We start from the raw sequence: 20,202 nt of genomic DNA on the forward strand, positions 1-20,202 counted from the left end.
GAGCGGCGCAAGCCGCGACCGCGAACTTCGGATTCGCATCGAAAATCCGAGGTCGCGACGCCGCTGCGGCCACGACGCGCACGCGCGGCGGGGATCGCCCCACCGCGCGCACGGCCGGCTTACTTGCCGAGCCGCTCGTTGACCAGGCTTTCCACCACCGACGGATCGGCCAGGGTCGAGGTGTCGCCCAACTGGTCCGGCGCGTTCTCGGCGATCTTGCGCAGGATCCGGCGCATGATCTTGCCCGAGCGGGTTTTCGGCAGGCCCGGCGCCCATTGCAGGTGGTCGGGCGTGGCGATCGGGCCGATCTCCTTGCGCACCCACGCGACCAATTCCTTGCGCAGTTCCTCGCTCGGCGCCTCGCCGGCGATCAGGGTCACGTAGGCGTAGATGCCCTGGCCCTTGAGTTCGTGCGGGAAGCCGACCACGGCCGCTTCGGCCACCTTCGGGTGCAGCACCAGCGCGCTCTCGACTTCGGCCGTGCCGATGCGGTGGCCGCTGACGTTGATGACGTCGTCGACGCGGCCGGTGATCCAGTAATAGCCGTCGGCGTCGCGGCGGCAACCGTCGCCGGTGAAGTAGTTGCCCGGATAGGTCTTGAAATAGGTTTCGATGAAGCGCTGGTGGTCGCCGTAGACCGTGCGCATCTGCCCCGGCCACGACGCGGTCAGCACCAGGTTGCCCTCGGCCTCGCCGTCCAGCACCTGGCCGTTGGCGTCGACCAGCGCCGGCTGCACGCCGAAGAACGGCTTGCTCGCCGAGCCGGGCTTGAGGTCGATGGCGCCGGCCAGCGGGGTGATCAGGATGCCGCCGGTCTCGGTCTGCCACCACGTGTCGACGATCGGGCAACGGCCGTCGCCGACCACATCAAAGTACCAGCGCCAGGCCTCGGGATTGATCGGTTCGCCGACCGTGCCGAGCAGGCGCAGCGACTGGCGCGAAGTCTTCTTCACCGGCTCCTCACCGTCGCGCATCAGCGCGCGGATCGCGGTCGGCGCGGTGTAGAAGATCGTGACCTGGTGTTTGTCGATGACGTTCCAGAAGCGCGACACGTCCGGATAGTTCGGCACGCCCTCGAACACCAGCGCGGTGGCGCCGTTGGCGAGCGGGCCGTAGACGATGTAGCTGTGGCCGGTGACCCAGCCGACGTCGGCGGTGCACCAATAGACGTCGTCCTCGCGCAGGTCGAACACCGCTTCGTGGGTGAAGGCGGCATAGACCAGATAGCCGGCGCTGGTGTGCAGCACGCCCTTGGGCTTGCCGGTGCTGCCGGAGGTGTAGAGGATGAACAACGGGTCTTCCGCGTTCATGCGCTCGGGCTCGCACTCGTCCGGCTGGCCTTCGACCACCGCGTCGTACCAGCGGTCGCGCGGCATCTGCATGTCGACCGCGGCGCCGGTGTGGCGCACCACGATCACGGTCTCGACCGAATTGGTGCCCGGCAGCTTCAACGCGGCGTCGACGTTGGCCTTGAGCGCGATCTTCTTGCCGCCGCGCAGGCCTTCGTCGGAGGTGATCACCAACTTGCTGGCGCTGTCGGCGATGCGGTCGGCGATGGAGTTCGGGGCGAAGCCGCCGAACACCACGGTGTGGATCGCGCCGATGCGCGCGCAGGCCAGCATCGCCACCACCGCCTCGGGAATCATCGGCAGGTAGATGGTGACGCGGTCGCCCTTGCCGACGCCGAGGTTGCGCAGCGCATTGGCCAGGCGGCACACGCGCGCGTGCAGGTCGCGATAGGTGATGCGCTCGGCCGGTTGATCGGGATCGTCGCGCTCGAACAACAGCGCGGTCTTGTCGCCGCGCGCGGCGAGGTGGCGGTCGAGGCAGTTGACGCTGACGTTGAGCTCGCCGTCCTCGTACCACTTGATGCGGAAATCGCTGAGGTCGTAGCTGACGTTCTTGATCTTGGTCGGCGGCTTGAACCAGTCCAGGCGCTCGGCGACGCGGCCCCAGAACGCGTCCGGGTCGCGCACCGACTCGGCGTACTGGCGCTCGTACTCCTCGCGCGTGTAGCGCGAGTTCGCGGCGAAGGCCGGATCGACGGGATGGACGCTGGCGGGGTTGCTCATGGGGGCTCCGTGCGAGATGCCGTGGCTGCGTGGGGACGACGCGAGGGGTGGAACGTGGGACCGAAGAGGATAGCGGACGGATGCTACCTCCGGCCTCGCCCGACCTGCCCTCAGTGTGCCGCAGCGCAACATCCCACGCAGCGCCGCGCTCTTAGACGATGGTCGTAAGCCGCGCAGACAGGCGTCTTTTTTCGACCAATGGCGAATGGTGGCGCCGCCGCCGCGGCGCGCAGGCTGGCCGCGGCCGTTCGTTCCGGACGGCATTCCTCGGGAGGGAATCACGATGTTGTCTAGCCTGCTCACATGCGGCGCGGGGGCGCGCGCCGCAAATCACGCCGGGCGCGGGCGCTCGCTGCTGGCGTCCTGCGTGCTGCTGGCGCTGATGCTGCCGGGCCACGTCCTGGCCCAGACCGCCAAGGAACAGCAACTCGAAGCGCGCGTGGCCGAACTGGAGCGCATGGTCCAGCAACTGGTCTCGCAGCAGCAGCAAGTGCAGACCCAGGTCACCGAGGTCAAGGCCGCACAGGCCGCGGCGCCCGCAATCGCCGCAACGCCGGCGCCGGCGGTCAAGAATCCGATCCAGGCCAGCACCATCAGTCCCTCGGCCAATCCGGGCACGCGTTTCAGCTACGGCGGCTTCATCAAGCTCGACGCGTCGGTGACCTCGACCGACGCCGGCGATATCGCCGACGGTTCGGTCGGCCGCCTGTTCTACGTGCCCAAGGCGATCCCGGTCGGCGCCAAGGCCACCCGCGAGGGCGGCAGCGACACCGACATGGGCGCGAACTTCTCGCGCTTCTGGTTCGCCGCCGACACCGACCTGGACAGCGGCGACAAGCTCAAGGGTTATCTGGAATTCGATCTGTTCGGCGGCGGCTCGACCGCGTTCACCGGCAACGAGGTCGCCACCAACACCTACGCGCTGACCCTGCGCCACGCTTACGTGACCTGGAACAAGTGGCTGGCCGGCCAGACCTGGTCGAACTTCCAGGACGCCAACGCGCTGCCGGACACGGTCGACTTCCTCGGCCCGACCGAGGGCACGGTGTTCGTGCGCCAGGCGCAGTTGCGCTACACCAGCGGGCCGTGGTCGTTCTCGGTCGAGAATCCCGAGACGGTGTACACGCCGTTCCGCGGCAACATGGCCCAGGTCGCCGGCGACGACGGCGCGGTGCCCGACGTGACCGCGCGCTACACCGCCAAGGGCGACTGGGGCCATTTCAGCGTCGGCGCGCTGGCGCGGCAGCTCAAGTACCAGTCCGGCCGGATCAACGACAGCACCACCGGCTACGGCCTGAGCGTGTCGGGCAAGTGGAACGTCGGCGCCAGCGACGACTTGCGCTACATGGTCACCGCCGGCAGCGGCATCGGCCGCTACGTCGGCCTGGCGCTCAACAACGACGCGGTGCTCGACGCCACCGGCGACCTGGAGAACATCGACCTGGTCGCCGGCTTCGTCGGCTGGCGCCACGTGTTCAGCCCGAAGCTGCGCGGCAACCTGTTCTATTCGCGGGCGCAGTACGACAATCAGACCGCGCTGACCGGATTGGGCATCACCAAGTCGGCGCAGTCCGCGCACGTCAACCTGATCTACACCCCGATCCCGAAGCTCGACATCGGCGCGGAGTACATCTGGGGCCAGCGCGAGATCGAGACCGGCGAGAAGGGCGAGCTCAATCGGTTGCAGACGCATGTGAAGTACAGCTTCTGATCGAAGCCATGCCGGGGCGGCGACCGCGTCGCCCCGGAATCGTCGTCCCCGCGCAGGCGGGAGTCCAGGAACCTCCAGCGTTCTCGCACGAAATGCTCTGGATCCCCGCGTTCGCGAGGATGACGGGATGAAGGATTCGACGCGGTCGGTACGACGCCGCGCGGCAAGACGAAAACAAAACGCCCCGGCGGGCCACAACCCGCTTCCATCCACTGTTCGGGGGAACAGCCCATGTCCAGCACCACCGCAGGCGCGCATTCGGCGCCGCTCACCAAGGACCACCGCAAGGTGATCTTCGCCTCCAGCCTCGGCACCGTGTTCGAGTGGTACGACTTCTATCTGTACGGCTCGCTCGCCGTGATCATCGGCAAGCAGTTCTTCGGCGGCCTCAACGAGACCAGCCAGTTCATCTTCGCCCTGCTCGCCTTCGCCGCCGGCTTCGCGGTGCGGCCGTTCGGCGCGCTGGTGTTCGGGCGCCTGGGCGACATGATCGGGCGCAAGTACACCTTCCTGGTCACCATCGTGCTGATGGGCCTGTCGACGTTCCTGGTCGGCATCCTGCCGAGTTACGCGACGCTGGGCATCCTCGCGCCGATCATCCTGATCGTGCTGCGCCTGCTGCAGGGCCTGGCCCTGGGCGGCGAGTACGGCGGCGCGGCGACCTACGTGGCCGAGCACGCGCCCAACGGCAAGCGCGGTCTGTACACCAGCTTCATCCAGACCACCGCGACCATCGGCCTGTTCCTGTCGCTGCTGGTGATCTGGGGCTGCCGCAACTACCTGGGCAAGGACGCGTTCGAAGCCTGGGGCTGGCGCATTCCGTTCTGGGTCTCGGTGATCCTGCTCGGCGTGTCGGTGTGGATCCGCATGCAGCTGGCCGAGTCGCCGCTGTTCCAGCAGATGAAGGCCGAAGGCAAGACCTCCAAGGCGCCGATCACCGAGAGCTTCTTCTCCAAGAACGGCAAGATCGCGTTGCTGGCCCTGCTCGGCGCGACCGCCGGCCAGGCGGTGGTGTGGTACGGCGGCCAGTTCTACTCGCTGTTCTTCCTGACCAAGACGCTCGGCATGGACCCCAACCAGGCCGACATCTTCATCGCCATCGCGCTGGCGCTGGCGACCGGCGGCTTCATCTTCTTCGGCTGGCTGTCGGACAAGATCGGACGCAAGGTGATCGTGCTCGGCGGCTGCCTGATCGCGGTGGTGACCTATTTCCCGGTGTTCAAGGCGCTCACCCACAACGTCAATCCGGCGCTGGAAGCCGCGGTCGCCGCCTCGCCGGTCACTGTCACCGCCGATCCGGCGCGCTGCGCGTTCCAGTTCGACCCGGTCGGCAAGGCCACGTTCAAGCAGTCCTGCGACGTGATCAAGTCGGCGCTGGCGAAGAAGGGCATTCCGTACCAGAACGCGCCCGGCGCGGCCGGCAGCGTCGCCACGGTCAGCATCGGCGGCACCGTCCTGACCAGCTTCGAGGGCGAAGCGCTCGACAGCGCCGCGTTCAAGAGCCAGTCCGAAGCCTTCGGCAAGCAGTTGACCGACGCGCTGGCCGCCGCCAGCTACCCGGCCAAGGCCGACCCGGCGCAGATGAACAAGCCGATGGTGATCGCGCTGCTGACCTTCCTGGTGCTGTTGGTGACCATGGTCTACGGCCCGATCGCGGCATGGTTGGTGGAACTGTTCCCGACCCGCATCCGCTACACCTCGATGTCGCTGCCGTACCACATCGGCAACGGCTGGTTCGGCGGCTTCCTGCCGTTCACCGCGTTCGCGATCGTCGCGGCCACCGGCAACATCTACAGCGGCCTGTGGTATCCGGTGGTGGTGGCGGCGTTCACGGTGGTGATCGGCGCGCTGTTCCTGCCGGAAACGAAGGATCGCGATATCACCGAGTGATGGTTTTCGCTTCGCATCACTGCGCCGGCCTTCGGGCCGGCGCAGTTTTTTGGGGAATCGGGAATCGGGACCGGCTACGAGCCACCGCGCCCCACCTACCGTCACCCCCGCGAAGGCGGGGATGAAGAGCGCGAAGAAACGAATCGCGAACCCGAACTACCATAAGCCGATGCAGCCCCTCCCCACCCTGCTGCGCGACATCCGCGCCTGCACCCTGTGCGCCGCGCACTTGCCGCACGGCGTGCGGCCGGTGTTGCAGGCCAGCGCCACCTCGCGGCTGTTGATCGCGGGGCAGGCACCGGGGCGCAAGGTGCACGAATCCGGGATTCCGTTCGACGACGCCAGCGGCGAGCGCCTGCGCGATTGGCTGGGGCTGGATCGCGCCACCTTCTACGACGCCGCGCGCGTGGCGATCGTGCCGATGGGGTTCTGCTATCCCGGCAAGGGCAAGTCCGGCGACCTGCCGCCGCGGCCCGAATGCGCGCCGGCGTGGCAGGCGCAGTTGCTGCCTCACTTGCGCGAAGTGCGGCTGACCCTGGCCATCGGCCAGTACGCGCAAGCCTGGCACCTGCCGGACGCCGCTACGTTGACCGAAGCGGTCATGGCCTGGCGCGAGCGTTGGCCGCGCCTGCTCGCGCTACCGCACCCGAGCCCGCGCAACAACCTGTGGCTCAAGCGCAATCCGTGGTTCGAACGCGAACTGGTGCCGGCGCTGCGCGAACGCGTCGCTCAGGCGCTGGCCGAATGAGTCACTGGTAGACGAACTTCGGCATTTCCCATTCGTAGCGGATCGCCAGCAGGCGCACCGCGAAGCCGCCGCCGAGGCAGGCCAGCACCGCGACGTTCTCGGCCACGCCCAGGCGCAGCAACCCCAGATACGCCATGCCGGTCAGCAGCGAGATCACCGCGTACAGTTCGCGCTGGAACACCAGCGGAATCTCGTTGCACAGCACGTCGCGCAACACGCCGCCGAACGCGCCGGTGAGCATGCCGGCGACGACCACGATCGCCGGCTGGTGGCCGGCTTCGCGCGCGACCGCGCAGCCGATCAGGGTGAACGCGATCAGGCCCAGCGCGTCCAGCCACAGGAAGGTACGGCGTAAATAGTGCAATTTCTTCGCCAGGAACGTCGCCGCGAACGCGGCGCCGACGGTGTAGCCCAGGTACTCGGGATGGCGCACCCAGCCCAGCGGATAGTGGCCGAGCACGATGTCGCGCAGCGAGCCGCCGCCGAGCGCGGTGACGCAGGCGATGATGACCACGCCGAACAAGTCCATGCGCCGGCGGCCGGCGGCGAGCGCGCCGGTCATGGCTTCGGCGCTGATGGCGATGAGGTAGATGATCTGCAGCAACACGTGCGGGTCTCCGGCAAGGATCGGGAAACCGCGGCGGCGACGGAGACGGATGCGCGCGGACGCCGCGCCGCGGAGCGGACGCAGGCGGACGGCGGGACCGCGCGCGCCGGAGCGCGCGCAGCGATGCGCATCGGTTTCCGCAGCCTCGGCCGCGGCGCCGCTCCCGCTGTCCTTTTACCTGAGAGTTTGCGCGGCGCCGGCATGGCCGGGCCGCTTGCCCCTTCGGTGGGCCGTCGAAGCGGCCTCTCTCCAGATCGGCGATGTCGTTGCAGTGGTCGGTCCGGCGAATCCGATCCGGCGGATCGGGTTCGGCGAACCGGGCCTGAGCGATTATGGGAGCCTGCGCCTTCGGCGGGCGGCGGCCGTGGGCCGGCGCCTCTCTTCTGCGAACGGCGGCATGGTAGCAAGCCGGCGCGACGGCACGAAGCGCACCGGGAATCCAACCGCGTCGCCGCAGCGCGCGCGACGCCGCAGCCGATCGCCGCGGATTTGACTGCGTCCATCGCCGGCCCTACTTTCGCACGCGACGCCCCCGCCGGACCGATGCCGTGACCCAACTGCCGTTCGCAGACGCCGAGTCGTCGCCGTTCCAGGGTTGGCGACGGGTGTTCGTCGCCGGGGCGCAAGTCGCGCCGCGTTTCCTCGACGAACGCGGCGCCTACCGCTACGGACTGTTCGAACTGGCGGCCGCGTCCGTCGCCGAACTCGAACGCGAGCTGGTCCAGGCCGATCCCTCAAGCGCGCTGAATTTCGCTGTCATCGACACCACCGCCGCGGACTGGTCGCCGCAGCGAACCGGCGCGTTCCGCCAGGATCTGGACTTCTATCTGTTCACCGGGGCGACGGCGCAGGCCCGCGACGCGCTGCGCGAGTACCTCGACGCCAATGCGCCGGTCGCGGTCTTGTGCATGGCCACGCCGTTGGGCTGATCGCCGCGCCGCGCTGTCGCGCCGGGGAACTGATGCGGCATCGGCGCCAATGATCCGCCGCGGCGCTCCGCGTCAATCGCCCGCCAACGCGTCGATCATCGACTGCTCCAGCGAGCGCGCCGGATCGGCGCGGATCGCATCCAGTTCGCCGGCGTCCCACTGCCGCCGCAGACGCCCGTCCACCAGCAACGCGGCGCGGGTGATGAAGCGCTCGGCCACGTCCAGCGAATGCGTGGCCAGCAACACCGCCACCCCGCGTTCGCGCGCCAGCGCCTGCAGGTGGCGCTTGAGCGCGTAGGCGCTGAGCGGGTCCAGGCCGTTGAGCGGTTCGTCCAGCACCAGCAGCGGCGGTTCGCCGAGCAGGCCCAGCGCGATCGCCAGTTTCTGCCGCGTGCCCAGCGAGTACTGGCCGATGCGGCGGTCGAGCATCGGCTGCAGCGACAGCGTCGCGCACAGCGCCAGGGTCGGTTCGGGAATCGCGTCCAGGCCGCGCGCGCCGGCGAACAGGCGCAGGCATTCGCGGCCGCTCAGCAGCGGCGGCAGCCGCGCCGGATCGACCGCGAAGCCGAGCGCGCGCTTGGCCGCGAGCGGGTCGCGGTCGAGGTCGTGGCCGCCGATCAGCACCCGCCCCGCGCTCGCCCGCAACAGGCCGGCCAGGCAGTGCAGCAAGGTGGTCTTGCCCGAACCGTTGGGGCCGATCAGGGCGGCGAAATCGCCCGGCGCCAGGGCCAGGTCGATGCCGTGCAGCACCGCGTGCTGGTCGTAGCGGTGGTGCAGGCCTTGCAGTTCCAGGGCTGGACTCATCGGCGCGCCCCCGCGCGCAGGGCCGCCAATGCCGGCAGACACAGCAGCGCGACGGCGACCAGCCACGCCGGCGCGGCGCGCCAGCCCAACCCAAGCAGGCCCGCGCCCAGCGCCGCCAGCGCGCAGGCGCAGGCGAACGCGAAGGCCGGATAGCGCCAGGCCGCGCGGGCGAAACCGCGGCGCGGCACCGGCAAGGCCGCCAGCGCGCGCGCGGCGGCGACGCTCGCCGCGGCGCAGGCCTGCGCGAGCAGGCTGAACCAGGCCAGCGCGGTGGCGATCAGCAACACGCCGGCGCCGCTGGCCAGCGCGGTCGAGCCCGGCAGCGCCATCAGCACCGCGCCGATCATCCAGGCGTGGCCGCCGCGGCGCCAACGCAGCAGCGCCTCGCGCCGCTGCCAGTCGCTCAGGTGCGGCAGGCGCGCGTCGTCGAGCCAGCGCAGGCCGAACAGCGGCTCGCGCGCGCCTTCGCGCACCCGCTGCGCCGGCCGGCGGCGCTGGTGCAGCGCCGCCGCCAGCCCGAGCGCGACGCCGGGCACGAGGCCGGCGGCGAGCACCGCGAACGCGGTGCGCAGGCGCGCGCCGTCGCCGCCGAGCGCGAGCAGCAACGCGGCGGTCGCCGACAGCGCCGCCGCGACGCCGAGCGCGGCGAGCAGGACCAGGGTGCGGGCGATGCGCGCCGGCGCGATCGGCGCGGCCGCCCACCAGCCGTGGCGCAGGCGGTCGTCGAGCGCGCCCAGGCGCGCGCGTGCGCTGGCATAGGCGCAGGCCAGCGCGAGCAGGGCGAACGGCAGCGGCAACTGCGCGATCAGCCTCGGCACGGCGGCCGGCAGGGCGGCGGACTCGCCGCCGAACGCGCGCAGCAGCGGGCCGGCCGCGGCGATCGCCGCCAGCATCGCCAGACCGCCGCGCCAGCGCCGCCAGCCGCCGCCGCGCAGGGCGGCGAGGCGGGCTTCGCGCAGCCAGGGATGGAACAGGGGCGGCATGCGGCGAGGGTAGCGCGGATGGGGAGCGCGGCGAGCTGAGCCGAAAGCGTCGGGCCTGAAAGGCCCTCCCACAACAGCCCAAGCCTCGGCCACTGCGGGACGGCCTTGTTCTGGTCTTGTTCTAGCAGGACGTTGTTCTAGCAGGACCTTCGCTATGGGAGGACCTTCGCTATGGGAGGACCTTCGCTGCGGGGGCTTGTCGTGGGAGGGCCTTCAGGCCCGACGCTTTCCTGTCCGCCGCAACGAATCCACCCGCCAGCCCCTCAGCGCTCGCCCGCCACGCAGCGCCGCTGCAGCGCATCGACCAGCGCGACCTCGTGCGCCCAGGCTTCGACCCCGGTCCAGGCCCGCTCCAGCGCCGCGACCAGCACCGCCTCGTCGCCGAGTTCGCCGCGCGCGACCAGCCGGTACAGCTCCACCGCGCCGTCCGGCCCCGGCAGGTCGGCGGCTTCGTCGAACATCGTGCCGGCGCTGGCGTAGACGTGGCGCTCGGCCAGGCCGACCAGGCAGGCCAGGTGCACGGCGAATTCGCCGGCCAGCAGCGCCAGCGGCTTGCGCGCGTAGCGGTTGCGCAGCTTGCCGACCAGTTCGTACAGCTCGCCGACCACGATCTCGGCCATGGCCCGCTCCACCGCCGCGTCGTCGGGATGCGCGGCCAGCGAGCGCAAGGTCTCGAACAGCGCGCCGTGGTCCGGCGCGATCCACAGCGCGCGCGCGTGCACGAACTGGCCGTGGCTGATCGGCCAGGCCTCGTCGACTTCGCGCGCGAACGCTTCCACCGCGCTGCGCGACATCAGGTTGACCTCGGCCTTGCCGCGGCCGTGCACCCACTCCAGCGATTCGTCGAAGTCGGCGCCGAACGCGGCGTCGTCGAGCACCGCCCACAGCTCCAGGTCCGAATACGGCCCGTCGCTGTCGCGCGCGGTGGAGCCGTACAGCGCGACCGCGAGCAGGCGTTCGCCGAAGCGCTGGCGCAGGCGTTCGAGGATGAGGGCGACGAGGTCGCGGCGTTGCTCGGAACCGACCGATTGCGGTCCGGCGAACAGGGTGTCGAGTTCGCCCTGGGGCAGTGCGTAATCCATCGCGACTAGGTACCACGCGCATCGCGCGCGCGGCAATTGCGCAATGCGGGCGTTGCGACGCGGCTTGCGCTTGCGGTGGGATGGCACGCGCATCGCGCTGCGGTTCACGCCTGCAGGCGCGGCGCGAGCCGCGACCGCGACGCCGCGCATACGACGCAAACGGCTACCCCGCGGTCGCGGCTCGCGCCGCGCCTACAGGGGGATAGCCACCCACGCAGTCATTGCGGCGGCGAGGCCAACTCGCGCGCGTCGAGGAAGCCGTCGCGATTGCGGTCCTGGCGGGCGAAGCGTTCGGCCAGGGTCTTGCGGTGCGCCTCGCGGGTCAGCGGCGCGCGCGCGCCGCGGCCGCTGGCCGGCTGTTCGGACGCGTCGAGGACGCCGTCGCGGTTGGCGTCCATCGCGTCGAAGGCGTAACTGAGCCAGTCCTGGTATTCCAGCAGCGACACCCGGCCGTCGCGGTCGGCATCCATGCGCGCGAGGTAGTCGCCGGTGGAGGCCACCTCCTGCGCCGACGCCGGCAGGGCGCACAGCGCGAGCGCGAGCAGCGCGGACGACAGCCGCGCGAAGGCGGGCGGACGGAACGTGGGCAGGCGCATGCGCGCATCCGCGAAAGGACCAGCGCGCAGCCTGCCGCGCGCGGGCGCGGCGGGCAAGCGCCGCGCGCGGCCGGCGCGCGCGGCGCCGGCCGCGGCCGCGTCAGCTGTCGTCGACGCAGCAGCCGAAGCGGGTGCCGCCGAACTGGCAGCCGGACTTGGGCGCGCAGCCCTCGGCGTACTTGGTATCGGCGTGGACGGCGCCGAAGCCGATGCCGGTGGCGAACAGCACGGCCAGCAGCAAGGCTCTGGCGCGGCGGGTACGCAGGTGACTCATGTCGTTCTCCTGGAGAAGCGCGTGGGCGGGACGGACCGCGCGGCAACGCCGCCGCGAGCGGCGCCGACGGCCCGGACGCGGAATCCGGGCCGTCGCGCGCTCGCCTTCGCCAGCGGCGGAGGCGAGCGGCCCGCGGCGGTGCGCCGGCGGTTCAGGCCGGATCGCAGCAGCCGCCGACCCAGGCGCCGTGCGGGCAGTTGTCGGAGGGGAAGCATTCCTGCGTGGCGCCGGCCTGCGCCGCGCCGAAGCCCAGGCCGGCGGCGAACAGCGCCGACAGGGCCAGCAATTTGAAGCGCTTGCTGCGGAACAGTTTCATCGTGCTCTCTCCTTGCGCGTGCGATCGCGGGCGCCGGTCCGTGGCGCGGGCGCGGTCACGGATGGTGGGTTCGTCCCTGGAGGCTCAAGCGGAAGGCGGGGCGCGCGCGGGCGCAGGATCGGCGGCGAGGCCTGGACGGTCGATCCGCGGACATGCGCCACCTCCGTGTGCGGCGCGGCCGGACGGCGGCGCCGGATTCCAAGCGCACGACGCTATCCGCGCCGCGCCCGCGCGGACGGACCGGCGTCTCGTTCGCACAAAAACAAACCCGCGCCGGAGCGCGGGTTCGTCGGTGTCGCTTGGCGGCGCGCGGCGGTCAGTGCCGCACCGGCGCCAGCGCGTAGCCCTTGAGCCGTTCGGAGAACGCCTGCAGGGTGTGGATGCCGCTGGCCTCGGCTTCCACGCACCAGGCGTGCAGACGCTGCAGGGTGGCCTGGGCATCGTGCGAGCGGTCGTCCAGCACCTGCGCCAGGCGCTGGCGGAAATCGGCCAGCTGGGCCATGCGCGGACGCTCGGCCACCCAGGTCTGCAGGCGCGCGCGGGCGCCGTCGTCGAGCCAGCGGCCGCCGTCGGCCAGGCCCTTGCGCAGCCGCCGCGGCAACGCGCGCACGCGGTCGCCGGCGTCCTCGCGCAGGGTCGGCAGGGTGACGTTGCGATAGAAGTCGGTCATGGCCTGGAAGCGGATCGCCAGCAGCGCCTTGAGCGTCTCGCCGTCGGGCATGGCGATGTTCGGACGCACGTCCAGGGTCGGCGCGACCCGCAGCACCTTGGCCAGGCGCAGCGCGGCGAGGCCGCGGATCGCGGTCCAGCCGATGTCGAACTCCCACTTGCGCAGGGCGAACTTGGCCGAGCTCGGGAACGCGTGGTGGTTGTTGTGCAGTTCCTCGCCGCCGATCCAGAAGCCCCACGGGGTCAGGTTGGTCGCGGTGTCGGTGGTTTCGAAATTGCGGTAGCCCCACCAGTGGCCCAGGCCGTTGACCACGCCGGCGGCCCAGAACGGGATCCACACCATCTGCAGCGCCCAGATCGCCACGCCGGCGAAACCGAACAGGGCGAAGCTGGCGAACAGCAGCAGCACCGGGCCCATCGTCGCCCACGGGGTGTAGAGCTTGCGTTCGATCCAGTCGTCCGGGCAGCCCTTGCCGTACTTCTCGATGTCCTCGCGCTCGGTGCGGGCCTCGCGGTAGAGCTCCACGCCGCGCCACATCACCGTGTCGATGCCCTTGAACTGCGGGCTGTGCGGGTCTTCCTCGGTCTCGCACTTGGCGTGGTGCTTGCGATGGATCGCCGCCCACTCCTTGGTGATCATCGAGGTGGTCAGCCAGGTCCAGAAGCGGAAGAAGTGCGCCAGCACCGGGTGGAAGTCGACCGAGCGGTGCGCCATCGAGCGGTGCAGGTACAAGGTGACCGACAAGATGGTGAGCTGGGTCACCACCAGGAAATACACGGCCAATTCCCAGAAGCGGGCCTGGACCAGGCCGCCGGCGAGGAAATCGATCAGGGACGCGGGCATTGCGAACTCCGGGGCAGCGATGGCTTTGGGCAGCCGTTGGGGTGGCGGGGCAATTAAAGGACAGTTGTATATATAGCCGATGATGCCACTCCGGGCCCACCGTTCGCGCCGGTACGGCCGGCCGAAGGCTGTGATGGGGTCGTGAATTCCAACGGGCAAGCCGCGGCGGACCGGGCAGGACCGGGCGGTTCAGGCGGGCGACGGAGGCCTGTACGGTTCAGGATCGCGGGGATTGGGGCCGTCGCGGCTCGCGCCGCTCCTATGGGCGGCAATCGAAGCCGCGGCCGCCCCTTGTAGGAGCGGCGCGAGCCGCGACCGCGACACCGCGGCCACGACGCACCGCACTCACTCCGGAGAACGTCCCTCGCTCCCCGCTTGAATGCGTTCGCGCGCACCCGCCAGTTCGCCGCGCGCGAACGCCTTGAGCGCGCCGCGCTCGGCCTTGGCGAACGGCGAGCCCTTGCCGCAATGGTCCAGCAGCAGGTTCAGGTCCTGCGCCTCGCCGAGCCGCTCGATCTGGCGCTTGTCGAACGTCGGCGCGTCCGCGCCGAGCCCGGCGCTCTTGAGCGCGCGCTGTTGCTGCGACAGCCGCCGCGCGCGCCGGCGCCAGTCGTGCCAGTCCTCGTCGCCGCCGCTGGCGCGGGCGCGCTCGCCGGCGCGCGCCACCCGCTGCAGGCTCGCGGCGACGGCGGCGCGCCAATGCTCGGGCTGCAGTTGCGCCCACGGCATCGCCCGCAACGCAGCGCGCAGCACCTGCAGCAGCGCGCGGCGACGGCGCAGGCCGGGATCGTCCTCGCGCGCGCGGCGCGCCGCGGCGGCGCGCGGCGGCGGCGGCGCGACGCGCGCGCGCCAACAGGCGGCGCGCGTCGGGCGCGAGTTCGCCGCGCAGCAGGCGGTCGAGGGTCTCGACCAGCGCGTGCGCATCGCGCAGCAGCGACAGATCGCGGTTGAGGTCGCGCAGTTCGCGGTCGACCAGGGCCGCGCCGGGCCCCAGCCCGTCAGCGCCCAACGCCAGGGTGGCGCGGGCGCGGCGCAGGTTCTTGCGCGCCAGATGCACGCCGGCGTGGATGCGGTTGCCGCCCCAGCCGAGCGCGTCGAGGGCTTGGTCGATCTCGCGCGTGGCATGGGCGCGCAGGCGCTGGCCGGGCGGACGCGCGGCCTTGCCCGTGTCGGTGTGGGAACGCAGGTCGGGCCGCGGGTCGGAAGTGCGCGACGTGGCGCCATGCCCGGATCCGGCCGGCGTCCGCGCCCCGGCCCGCCGCACCGGCGCGTCCTGCCCGTCCTGCGCCGCCGCGCCGCGCGAAGCCCGGCGCCGCGCGCGTGGCGTCCCGGGCGGCACGGCGGATTCGACTCCCTCGGCGACTGCCTCGACTTCGGCCTGCGGCATGGCGGACTCCCGCTTCGCATGGATACGTAAGCGTTTCGCGCCGACGCTGCGCGCGCCGGCCCGGACGGGATAGTACGCTGGGACCATGCCTGAATTGCCTGAAGTCGAAACCACCCGCCGCGGCCTCGCGCCGCACCTGGAAGGCCGTCACGTCGTCACCGCGATCCTGCGCCGGCCCGACCTGCGCTGGCCGATCCCGGCGGCGATCGAGGAGACCCTGCCCGGCCAGCGCATCGACGCGGTGCGCCGGCGCGCCAAGTACCTGTTGGTCGACACCGCCGCCGGCAGCGCCCTGCTGCACCTGGGCATGTCCGGCAGCCTGCGCGTGCTGCCGGCCGACACCCCGGTGCGCGACCACGACCACGTCGACCTGCTGCTCGACGACGACCGCGTGCTGCGCTTCAACGACCCGCGCCGGTTCGGCTGCCTGCTGTGGCAACCGCCCGGCGAAACCCACGAATTGCTGCGCGGCCTCGGCCCGGAACCGCTGTCGGACGACTTCGACGGCGACTACCTGTTCGCGCTCAGCCGCGGGCGCAAGGCGCCGGTGAAAACGTTTTTGATGGATCAGAAAGTCGTGGTCGGCGTCGGCAACATCTACGCCGCCGAAGCGCTGTTCGCCGCGGGCGTGTCGCCGCTGCGCGCGGCCGGCAAGGTCTCGCGCGAGCGCTACGCCGAGCTGGCCGGGGCGATCAAGGCGATCCTGGGCTACGCGATCCAGCGCGGCGGCACCACCTTGCGCGACTTCATCAGCCCCGACGGTGCGCCGGGCTATTTCGAGCAGGAACTGGCCGCCTATGGCCGCGGCGGCGAACCCTGCCCGCGCTGCGGGCGGCCGCTGAAGCAAGCCAGCATCGGCCAGCGCACCACGGTGTGGTGCGGCCACTGCCAACGCTGAATGCGGCTTTGGCGCGCTCGCCGCGCCGCGTCGCGTGTCCGGATCGGCGCGCGCTTGCCGTTGATCGCTGCGGTGCGCCGGCGTGTCATCGCGACGGCGCTTCGTGCGTTAGCGCGGCGGGGTAATTCGTGTGCATTCCGAGTGTCGTCTGGCGGCAATCGATTGCGGCGTTCCAACGCAGGTTTGCTGCCACCTGTGTCGCTTCCAAGCCAAGCTGAACGCGCTATAGTCTGGACCGAATTGGGGGCGACATGGCCGAAAGCGCTGACATCACGATCCTGCTGGACGCCGCCCGCGAGGGCGATCGCGGCGCGCTCGACCGCGTGCTCGCCACGCTGTACCAGGAACTGCACACCATGGCGCGGCGCCAGCTCGCCGGCCAGCACGGCCAGACCCTGGACGCCACCGCGCTGGTGCACGAGGCCTACCTCAAGCTGGTCGGCCGGCGCGAAGCGCAGTTCGACGATCGTGCGCACTTCTTCGCCTACGCCGCCTCCGCGATGCGCAGCGTGGTGGTCGACTACGCGCGCCAGCGCCTGGCGCAGAAGCGCGGCGGCGACCTGCACCGCGTCACCGAACTGCCCGACGATGTCGAAGGCGGCCTGCGCCTGGACGAGGACACCCTCGGCCTGGATTCGGCCCTGACCAAGCTCGCCGCGGTCGACCAGCGCCTGGCCCAGGTGGTGGAACTGCGCTATTTCGCCGGCCTGTCGGAACTGGAGATCGCCGCGCTGCTGCAACGTTCCGAGCGCAGCATCCGCCGCGACTGGCAGAAGGCGCGGCTGTTCCTGCTGGCGTCGCTGCAGGACGAACCCGGCCGCTGAGCGCGCCCGCGCCGCGGTCCGCGCGCGCTGCGCGCCTGCAAGGAATGCGCAACGCCATGATCGACATCGCCGTCGCTCCGCTGCTCTTGCTCGCCGCCCTGCGCGCGCGGGTGCGCGGCTGACTCGATGGACGCCGAACGCTGGTTGCGACTTTCGCCGCTGCTCGATGCATTGCTCGAGTTAGAACCGGATGCGCGCGCCGAACGTCTTCGCGAGTTGGGCGCGGACGATCCGTCGCTGGCGGCGGAGTTGACTGAGCTCATCGGCCTGGAAGACGGCCACGAGGACTTCCTGTCCGAACCGCTGGTGACGCCGCAGCAGTCGGGCATGCGCCCGGGTGTGGAGGTCGGCAGCTATCGCCTGGAAAGCCTGCTCGGCGAAGGCGGCATGGGCCAGGTCTGGCTGGCCTCGCGCGCCGACGGCCTGTACCAGCGCCGGGTCGCGCTGAAGCTGCTGCGCCCGGGCCTGACCGACACCAACCTGCGCACCCGCTTCACCCGCGAGCGGCAGATCCTCGCGCGTTTGGCGCATCCCTACATCGCCCGCCTGCTCGACGCCGGCGTGACCCGCGACGGCCTGCCGTACCTGGCGCTGGAATACGTCGAAGGCGAGCCGATCACCGACTACTGCCGCAACCAGCGCACGCCGCTGGACAAGCGCCTGCGCATGTTCCAGCAGATCTGCGACGCGGTCAGCCACGCCCACGCGAACCTGATCGTCCACCGCGACCTCAAGCCGTCCAACATCCTGGTGACGCCGGCCGGCGACGTGCGCCTGCTCGACTTCGGCATCGCCAAGCTGCTCGACAGCAACGACGTGCCGCTGCCCGAGCAGACCCGCACCGGCGCGCGCGCCTTCACCCTGCACTACGCCGCGCCCGAGCAGGTGCGCGGCGAGCCGGTCACCACCATGACCGACGTCTACTCGCTCGGCGTGGTGCTGTACGAACTGCTCACCGATTCCAAGCCGTACAAGCTCAAGCGCCAGACCGACGCGGAATGGGAAGAGGCGATCCTCGCCGCCGATCCGTTGCGGCCCTCGCAGGCGGTGCTGCGCTACGCCGACGCCAACGATCCCGACCTCGATCCGGGCTCGCTGCGCCGGCTCGGCCGGCAGCTCGCCGGCGATCTCGACAACATCGTGCTCAAGACCCTGGCCAAGCGCCCGGAGCAGCGCTATCCCTCGGTGGAGGCGCTGTCGCTGGACCTGCAGCGCTTCGAGTCCGGCCGGCCGGTGCTGGCGCGCGCGCAGAGCGTGCGCTACCGGATCAACAAGTACGTGGCGCGCCACCGCTGGGCGCTGGCGACCGCGGCGCTGGTGGCGGTGGTGCTCAGCGCCTCGCTCGGCGTGGTCGCGTGGCAGGCGCGCGAGGCGGTGGTCGAGGCGGCGCGCGCGCAGGCGATGCAGGACTTCATGGTCGGCCTGTTCGAAAGCGCGCGCGGCACGCCGGAGGGCGAGGCGCTGGACCTGCGCGGCCTGCTCGACGCCTCGGTCGCGCGCGGCAACCGCGAACTGGCGCGGCAGCCGCGCGCGCGCGCCGAACTGTTCGGGGTGATCGCGCGCATGCGCATCAGCCTGGGCGACTACAACGAGGCGCGCGGGCTGCTGCAACGCCAGTCGCAGATCATCGCCGCCACCGACGACGTTCCCGACAGTCTGCGACTGGAATCGCTGACCCAGCGCGGCAAGGTGCTGCGCCTGCTGGCGCAGCCGCGCGACTGCGCCGCGCTGATGCAGCCCGCGCTCGACCTGGCTCGGCGCGAGCAGGCGCAGCTGCCGCTGCAGGCCAGCGAGTTCTATTCCGAACTCGGCCGCTGCCGCCGCGCCAATGGCGAACGCCAGGGCGCGCGCCAGTTGTTCGAGCGCTCGCTGGCGATCCGCCGCGAGATGCGCGAGAACACCGACGTGGGCGAGGTCGAGAACCTGATGGACCTAGCCGGTCTGCAGGCCGATGCCGGCCAGGACCGCGAGGCGCTGCTGGGTTTCGAACAGGCGCGGCGCAAGCTGCAGCAAAGCGTCGGCGACCGCCATCCGCTGCAGGTCGAGATCGGCCGCAACCTGGCGGTGCTGCGGCGTGGCCTGGGCCGGCTCGACGATGCCGAGCGCGACGCCAGCGAAGCCTTGGCGATCGCGCTGGAAGTCAACGGCGCGCAGCACCCGGCGACCCTGGAGGTGCGCCGGCAACTGGCGGCGCTGCACATCGACCAAGGCCAGTTCGTGCTGGCGCAGAAGGACCTGGAGCTGATCCGCAACCTGCTGGCCCAGCGCCTGGGTCCGGAGCACGCCGACCTCATCGGCGTGCACGGCGCGCTCGGCGTGGTCGCGTGGGAGCGCGGCGACCTCGCGCGGGCGCTGGCCGAACTCGAACGCGCGCTGCAGATCGCGCGCCGCCATCCGCAGGCCGGCCGCCTGGCCGAGCTGATGACCGAACAGGCCCTGGTGCTGCACGAGGCCGGCCGCGACGCGCAAGCGCGCGAACTGCTGGAGCAGGTGCGGCGCCTGCGCATCCGCCAGGACGGCGCGCAGGCCGGCACGGTCGGCGAGAGCGAGCGCCTGCTCGGCGAGATCGACCTCGCCCTCGACGCGCGCGCGGCCGCGCTGCCGCGCCTGCAACGTGCGCACGCACTGACCCGCGCGGCCTACGGCGAGCGCGACCCGCGCGCGCGCGCCGCCGAGCTGTCGCTGTCGCGCGCCCAGGCCGCCGCCGGCGACGCCGCCGCGCTGGCGCACCTGGACGCGCTGGCGGAACTGCCGATCAACGACGAAGCCCTGCGCAAGCTCGGCTGGCGCGCCCAGGCCTACGCCGCGCAATTGCGCTGCGCCGGCCCGCAGCGCGGCCAGGCGCGCGCCCGCCTCGACGGGCTGTTGCGCAGCATCGGCGAGGCGCGGCCGGACGGCAGCGAGGTGTTGCGGGAAGTGCAGGCGATCCGCCAGACCTGCGCCGGTTGAGTCTCAGTCGCCGTCCGCGTCCGCCGCCAACGTCGGAATCAGTTCCAGCAGGTCGGTGCCGCCGACGTCTTCGCCGGCCTGGGTCAGCAGCGTGGTGACCTGGCCGCGGTGGTGGGTCTGGTGATTGAAGAAATGCAGCAGCAACAAACCGAAGCGCCGGCGCGAGACCACGCCGCGGGTGTTGGCGTAAACCAATGCCTGGTCGAGATCGGCTTCGGCGGTTTCGCCGATCCAATCCTCGATCCGCGCGTCGAGTTCCTCGCGCGCAGCGCGCAGCGCCGGCAGCGTGTCGTGCGCGATCGCGCGCAAGTCGGTCGGGGCCGGATGCGCGCGCAGCGGTTCCAGCGCGGCGTAGCGCGCGGGATGCTCGGCGAAGCGGCGCAGCCAGATCCGATCGGCCGTCAGCAGATGGTTGAGCGTGCCCAGGATCGAGCCGAAGAACGCGCCGCGGTCCTGCGCGGCCGCCTCGGCCGGCAGTCGCGCGGCGGCGGCGTAGACGCGCTGGTTCATCCAGCGGTTGTAGTCGGCCATCAGGCGGGCGTGGGCTAGCAGGTTCATGCGTGGCTCCCGTGCGGCCGGCCGGACCGATCGCTCGCTCGCTCGCTCGCGGGCGATTGTC

Annotated in this window: 19 protein-coding genes and 1 riboswitch; of the genes, 8 read left to right on the plus strand and 11 right to left on the minus strand. The window is 71.3% G+C overall.

Features of this window, described 5'->3' with window-relative positions:
- Positions 1 to 119: 119 nt before the first annotated feature.
- Entirely contained in the window at positions 120 to 2,072 is a 1,953-nt protein-coding gene (acs, locus tag RDV84_RS05755; protein ID WP_309152743.1) for an acetate--CoA ligase, read from the minus strand.
- A 382-nt stretch (positions 2,073 to 2,454) separates the two neighbouring features.
- On the opposite strand from acs, the gene RDV84_RS05760 reads away from it, so the two are divergent.
- The 3 genes from RDV84_RS05760 (at position 2,455) to RDV84_RS05770 (ending at position 6,421) form a co-directional block, all read left to right on the plus strand.
- Positions 2,455 to 3,783 (plus strand): DcaP family trimeric outer membrane transporter, encoded by a 1,329-nt coding sequence (locus RDV84_RS05760; RefSeq protein ID WP_309153696.1) that lies wholly within the window; start codon positions 2,455 to 2,457, stop codon positions 3,781 to 3,783.
- 231 nt (positions 3,784 to 4,014) lie between these two features.
- Positions 4,015 to 5,673, plus strand: coding sequence for an MFS transporter (locus RDV84_RS05765; protein WP_057945834.1), 1,659 nt, complete (start codon positions 4,015 to 4,017; stop codon positions 5,671 to 5,673).
- A 169-nt stretch (positions 5,674 to 5,842) separates the two neighbouring features.
- On the plus strand, positions 5,843 to 6,421 hold the full coding sequence (locus RDV84_RS05770) for a uracil-DNA glycosylase family protein (protein ID WP_309152744.1): 579 nt from the start codon (positions 5,843 to 5,845) through the stop codon (positions 6,419 to 6,421).
- 1 nt (position 6,422) lies between these two features.
- Here the strand turns inward: RDV84_RS05770 and RDV84_RS05775 are convergent, their stop codons facing one another.
- Positions 6,423 to 7,028 carry a trimeric intracellular cation channel family protein gene (locus tag RDV84_RS05775; protein WP_250448197.1) on the minus strand — a complete coding sequence of 202 codons (606 nt, stop codon included), beginning with the start codon at positions 7,026 to 7,028 and terminating at the stop codon, positions 6,423 to 6,425.
- Positions 7,029 to 7,186: 158 nt separating this feature from the next.
- Positions 7,187 to 7,291: riboswitch (glycine riboswitch) on the minus strand.
- Positions 7,292 to 7,576: 285 nt separating this feature from the next.
- Between RDV84_RS05775 and RDV84_RS05780 the strand changes: the two genes are divergently transcribed.
- Entirely contained in the window at positions 7,577 to 7,957 is a 381-nt protein-coding gene (locus tag RDV84_RS05780; RefSeq protein WP_057945832.1) for a hypothetical protein, read from the plus strand.
- A 72-nt stretch (positions 7,958 to 8,029) separates the two neighbouring features.
- On the opposite strand, the gene RDV84_RS05785 is transcribed toward RDV84_RS05780, so the two are convergent.
- The 8 genes from RDV84_RS05785 to RDV84_RS05820 all read right to left on the minus strand — a co-directional run bounded on the left by RDV84_RS05785 (position 8,030) and on the right by RDV84_RS05820 (position 14,449).
- On the minus strand, positions 8,030 to 8,761 hold the full coding sequence (locus tag RDV84_RS05785; protein ID WP_309152745.1) for an ABC transporter ATP-binding protein: 732 nt from the start codon (positions 8,759 to 8,761) through the stop codon (positions 8,030 to 8,032).
- A complete protein-coding gene (locus RDV84_RS05790; RefSeq protein WP_309152746.1) occupies positions 8,758 to 9,744 on the minus strand; it encodes a hypothetical protein in 987 nt (328 codons plus the stop codon). The genes RDV84_RS05785 and RDV84_RS05790 overlap by 4 nt, the downstream gene beginning before the upstream one ends.
- A gap of 263 nt (positions 9,745 to 10,007) precedes the next feature.
- Positions 10,008 to 10,826, minus strand: a complete 819-nt coding sequence (locus RDV84_RS05795; protein ID WP_309152747.1) for a kanamycin nucleotidyltransferase C-terminal domain-containing protein — start codon at positions 10,824 to 10,826, stop codon at positions 10,008 to 10,010.
- Between the two features lie 218 nt (positions 10,827 to 11,044).
- On the minus strand, positions 11,045 to 11,422 hold the full coding sequence (locus RDV84_RS05800; protein ID WP_309152748.1) for an EF-hand domain-containing protein: 378 nt from the start codon (positions 11,420 to 11,422) through the stop codon (positions 11,045 to 11,047).
- Positions 11,423 to 11,522: 100 nt separating this feature from the next.
- Positions 11,523 to 11,696, minus strand: coding sequence for a hypothetical protein (locus RDV84_RS05805; RefSeq protein WP_158229958.1), 174 nt, complete (start codon positions 11,694 to 11,696; stop codon positions 11,523 to 11,525).
- 151 nt (positions 11,697 to 11,847) lie between these two features.
- Positions 11,848 to 12,012 carry a hypothetical protein gene (locus RDV84_RS05810; RefSeq protein WP_157490315.1) on the minus strand — a complete coding sequence of 55 codons (165 nt, stop codon included), beginning with the start codon at positions 12,010 to 12,012 and terminating at the stop codon, positions 11,848 to 11,850.
- A gap of 316 nt (positions 12,013 to 12,328) precedes the next feature.
- Positions 12,329 to 13,525 (minus strand): DesA family fatty acid desaturase, encoded by a 1,197-nt coding sequence (locus tag RDV84_RS05815; RefSeq protein ID WP_309152749.1) that lies wholly within the window; start codon positions 13,523 to 13,525, stop codon positions 12,329 to 12,331.
- Positions 13,526 to 13,870: 345 nt separating this feature from the next.
- Positions 13,871 to 14,449 (minus strand): CHAD domain-containing protein, encoded by a 579-nt coding sequence (locus tag RDV84_RS05820; RefSeq protein ID WP_309152750.1) that lies wholly within the window; start codon positions 14,447 to 14,449, stop codon positions 13,871 to 13,873.
- On the opposite strand from RDV84_RS05820, the gene RDV84_RS05825 reads away from it, so the two are divergent.
- The 4 genes from RDV84_RS05825 (at position 14,442) to RDV84_RS05840 (ending at position 19,583) form a co-directional block, all read left to right on the plus strand.
- Entirely contained in the window at positions 14,442 to 14,942 is a 501-nt protein-coding gene (locus RDV84_RS05825) for a hypothetical protein (RefSeq protein WP_309152751.1), read from the plus strand. The genes RDV84_RS05820 and RDV84_RS05825 overlap by 8 nt on opposite strands.
- A 55-nt stretch (positions 14,943 to 14,997) precedes the next feature.
- On the plus strand, positions 14,998 to 15,810 hold the full coding sequence (mutM, locus tag RDV84_RS05830; protein WP_309152752.1) for a bifunctional DNA-formamidopyrimidine glycosylase/DNA-(apurinic or apyrimidinic site) lyase: 813 nt from the start codon (positions 14,998 to 15,000) through the stop codon (positions 15,808 to 15,810).
- A 251-nt stretch (positions 15,811 to 16,061) separates the two neighbouring features.
- The gene (locus RDV84_RS05835; protein WP_057945825.1) at positions 16,062 to 16,634 is read left to right on the plus strand and encodes an ECF-type sigma factor; all 573 of its coding nucleotides are present in this window, start codon (positions 16,062 to 16,064) and stop codon (positions 16,632 to 16,634) included.
- Positions 16,635 to 16,883: 249 nt separating this feature from the next.
- Positions 16,884 to 19,583 (plus strand): serine/threonine-protein kinase, encoded by a 2,700-nt coding sequence (locus tag RDV84_RS05840; RefSeq protein WP_309152753.1) that lies wholly within the window; start codon positions 16,884 to 16,886, stop codon positions 19,581 to 19,583.
- Positions 19,584 to 19,586: 3 nt separating this feature from the next.
- On the opposite strand, the gene RDV84_RS05845 is transcribed toward RDV84_RS05840, so the two are convergent.
- Positions 19,587 to 20,141 (minus strand): DinB family protein, encoded by a 555-nt coding sequence (locus RDV84_RS05845; RefSeq protein WP_309152754.1) that lies wholly within the window; start codon positions 20,139 to 20,141, stop codon positions 19,587 to 19,589.
- Between the last annotated feature and the right edge of the window lie 61 nt (positions 20,142 to 20,202).

The organism is Lysobacter yananisis, assembly GCF_031199375.1.
Taxonomy (GTDB): Bacteria; Pseudomonadota; Gammaproteobacteria; order Xanthomonadales; family Xanthomonadaceae; genus Lysobacter; species Lysobacter yananisis.

Coding starts and splice junctions, on each gene's coding strand:
- RDV84_RS05835 (WP_057945825.1), top strand. CDS start 16,062: ATGGCCGAAAGCGCTGACATCACGATCCTGCTGGACGCCGCCCGCGAG.
- RDV84_RS05845 (WP_309152754.1), bottom strand. CDS start 20,141: ATGAACCTGCTAGCCCACGCCCGCCTGATGGCCGACTACAACCGCTGG.
- RDV84_RS05770 (WP_309152744.1), top strand. CDS start 5,843: ATGCAGCCCCTCCCCACCCTGCTGCGCGACATCCGCGCCTGCACCCTG.
- acs (WP_309152743.1), bottom strand. CDS start 2,072: ATGAGCAACCCCGCCAGCGTCCATCCCGTCGATCCGGCCTTCGCCGCG.
- RDV84_RS05805 (WP_158229958.1), bottom strand. CDS start 11,696: ATGAGTCACCTGCGTACCCGCCGCGCCAGAGCCTTGCTGCTGGCCGTG.
- RDV84_RS05785 (WP_309152745.1), bottom strand. CDS start 8,761: ATGAGTCCAGCCCTGGAACTGCAAGGCCTGCACCACCGCTACGACCAG.
- RDV84_RS05815 (WP_309152749.1), bottom strand. CDS start 13,525: ATGCCCGCGTCCCTGATCGATTTCCTCGCCGGCGGCCTGGTCCAGGCC.
- RDV84_RS05765 (WP_057945834.1), top strand. CDS start 4,015: ATGTCCAGCACCACCGCAGGCGCGCATTCGGCGCCGCTCACCAAGGAC.
- RDV84_RS05810 (WP_157490315.1), bottom strand. CDS start 12,012: ATGAAACTGTTCCGCAGCAAGCGCTTCAAATTGCTGGCCCTGTCGGCG.
- RDV84_RS05800 (WP_309152748.1), bottom strand. CDS start 11,422: ATGCGCCTGCCCACGTTCCGTCCGCCCGCCTTCGCGCGGCTGTCGTCC.
- mutM (WP_309152752.1), top strand. CDS start 14,998: ATGCCTGAATTGCCTGAAGTCGAAACCACCCGCCGCGGCCTCGCGCCG.
- RDV84_RS05795 (WP_309152747.1), bottom strand. CDS start 10,826: ATGGATTACGCACTGCCCCAGGGCGAACTCGACACCCTGTTCGCCGGA.
- RDV84_RS05760 (WP_309153696.1), top strand. CDS start 2,455: ATGCTGCCGGGCCACGTCCTGGCCCAGACCGCCAAGGAACAGCAACTC.
- RDV84_RS05820 (WP_309152750.1), bottom strand. CDS start 14,449: ATGCGCACGCGCTGGTCGAGACCCTCGACCGCCTGCTGCGCGGCGAAC.
- RDV84_RS05790 (WP_309152746.1), bottom strand. CDS start 9,744: ATGCCGCCCCTGTTCCATCCCTGGCTGCGCGAAGCCCGCCTCGCCGCC.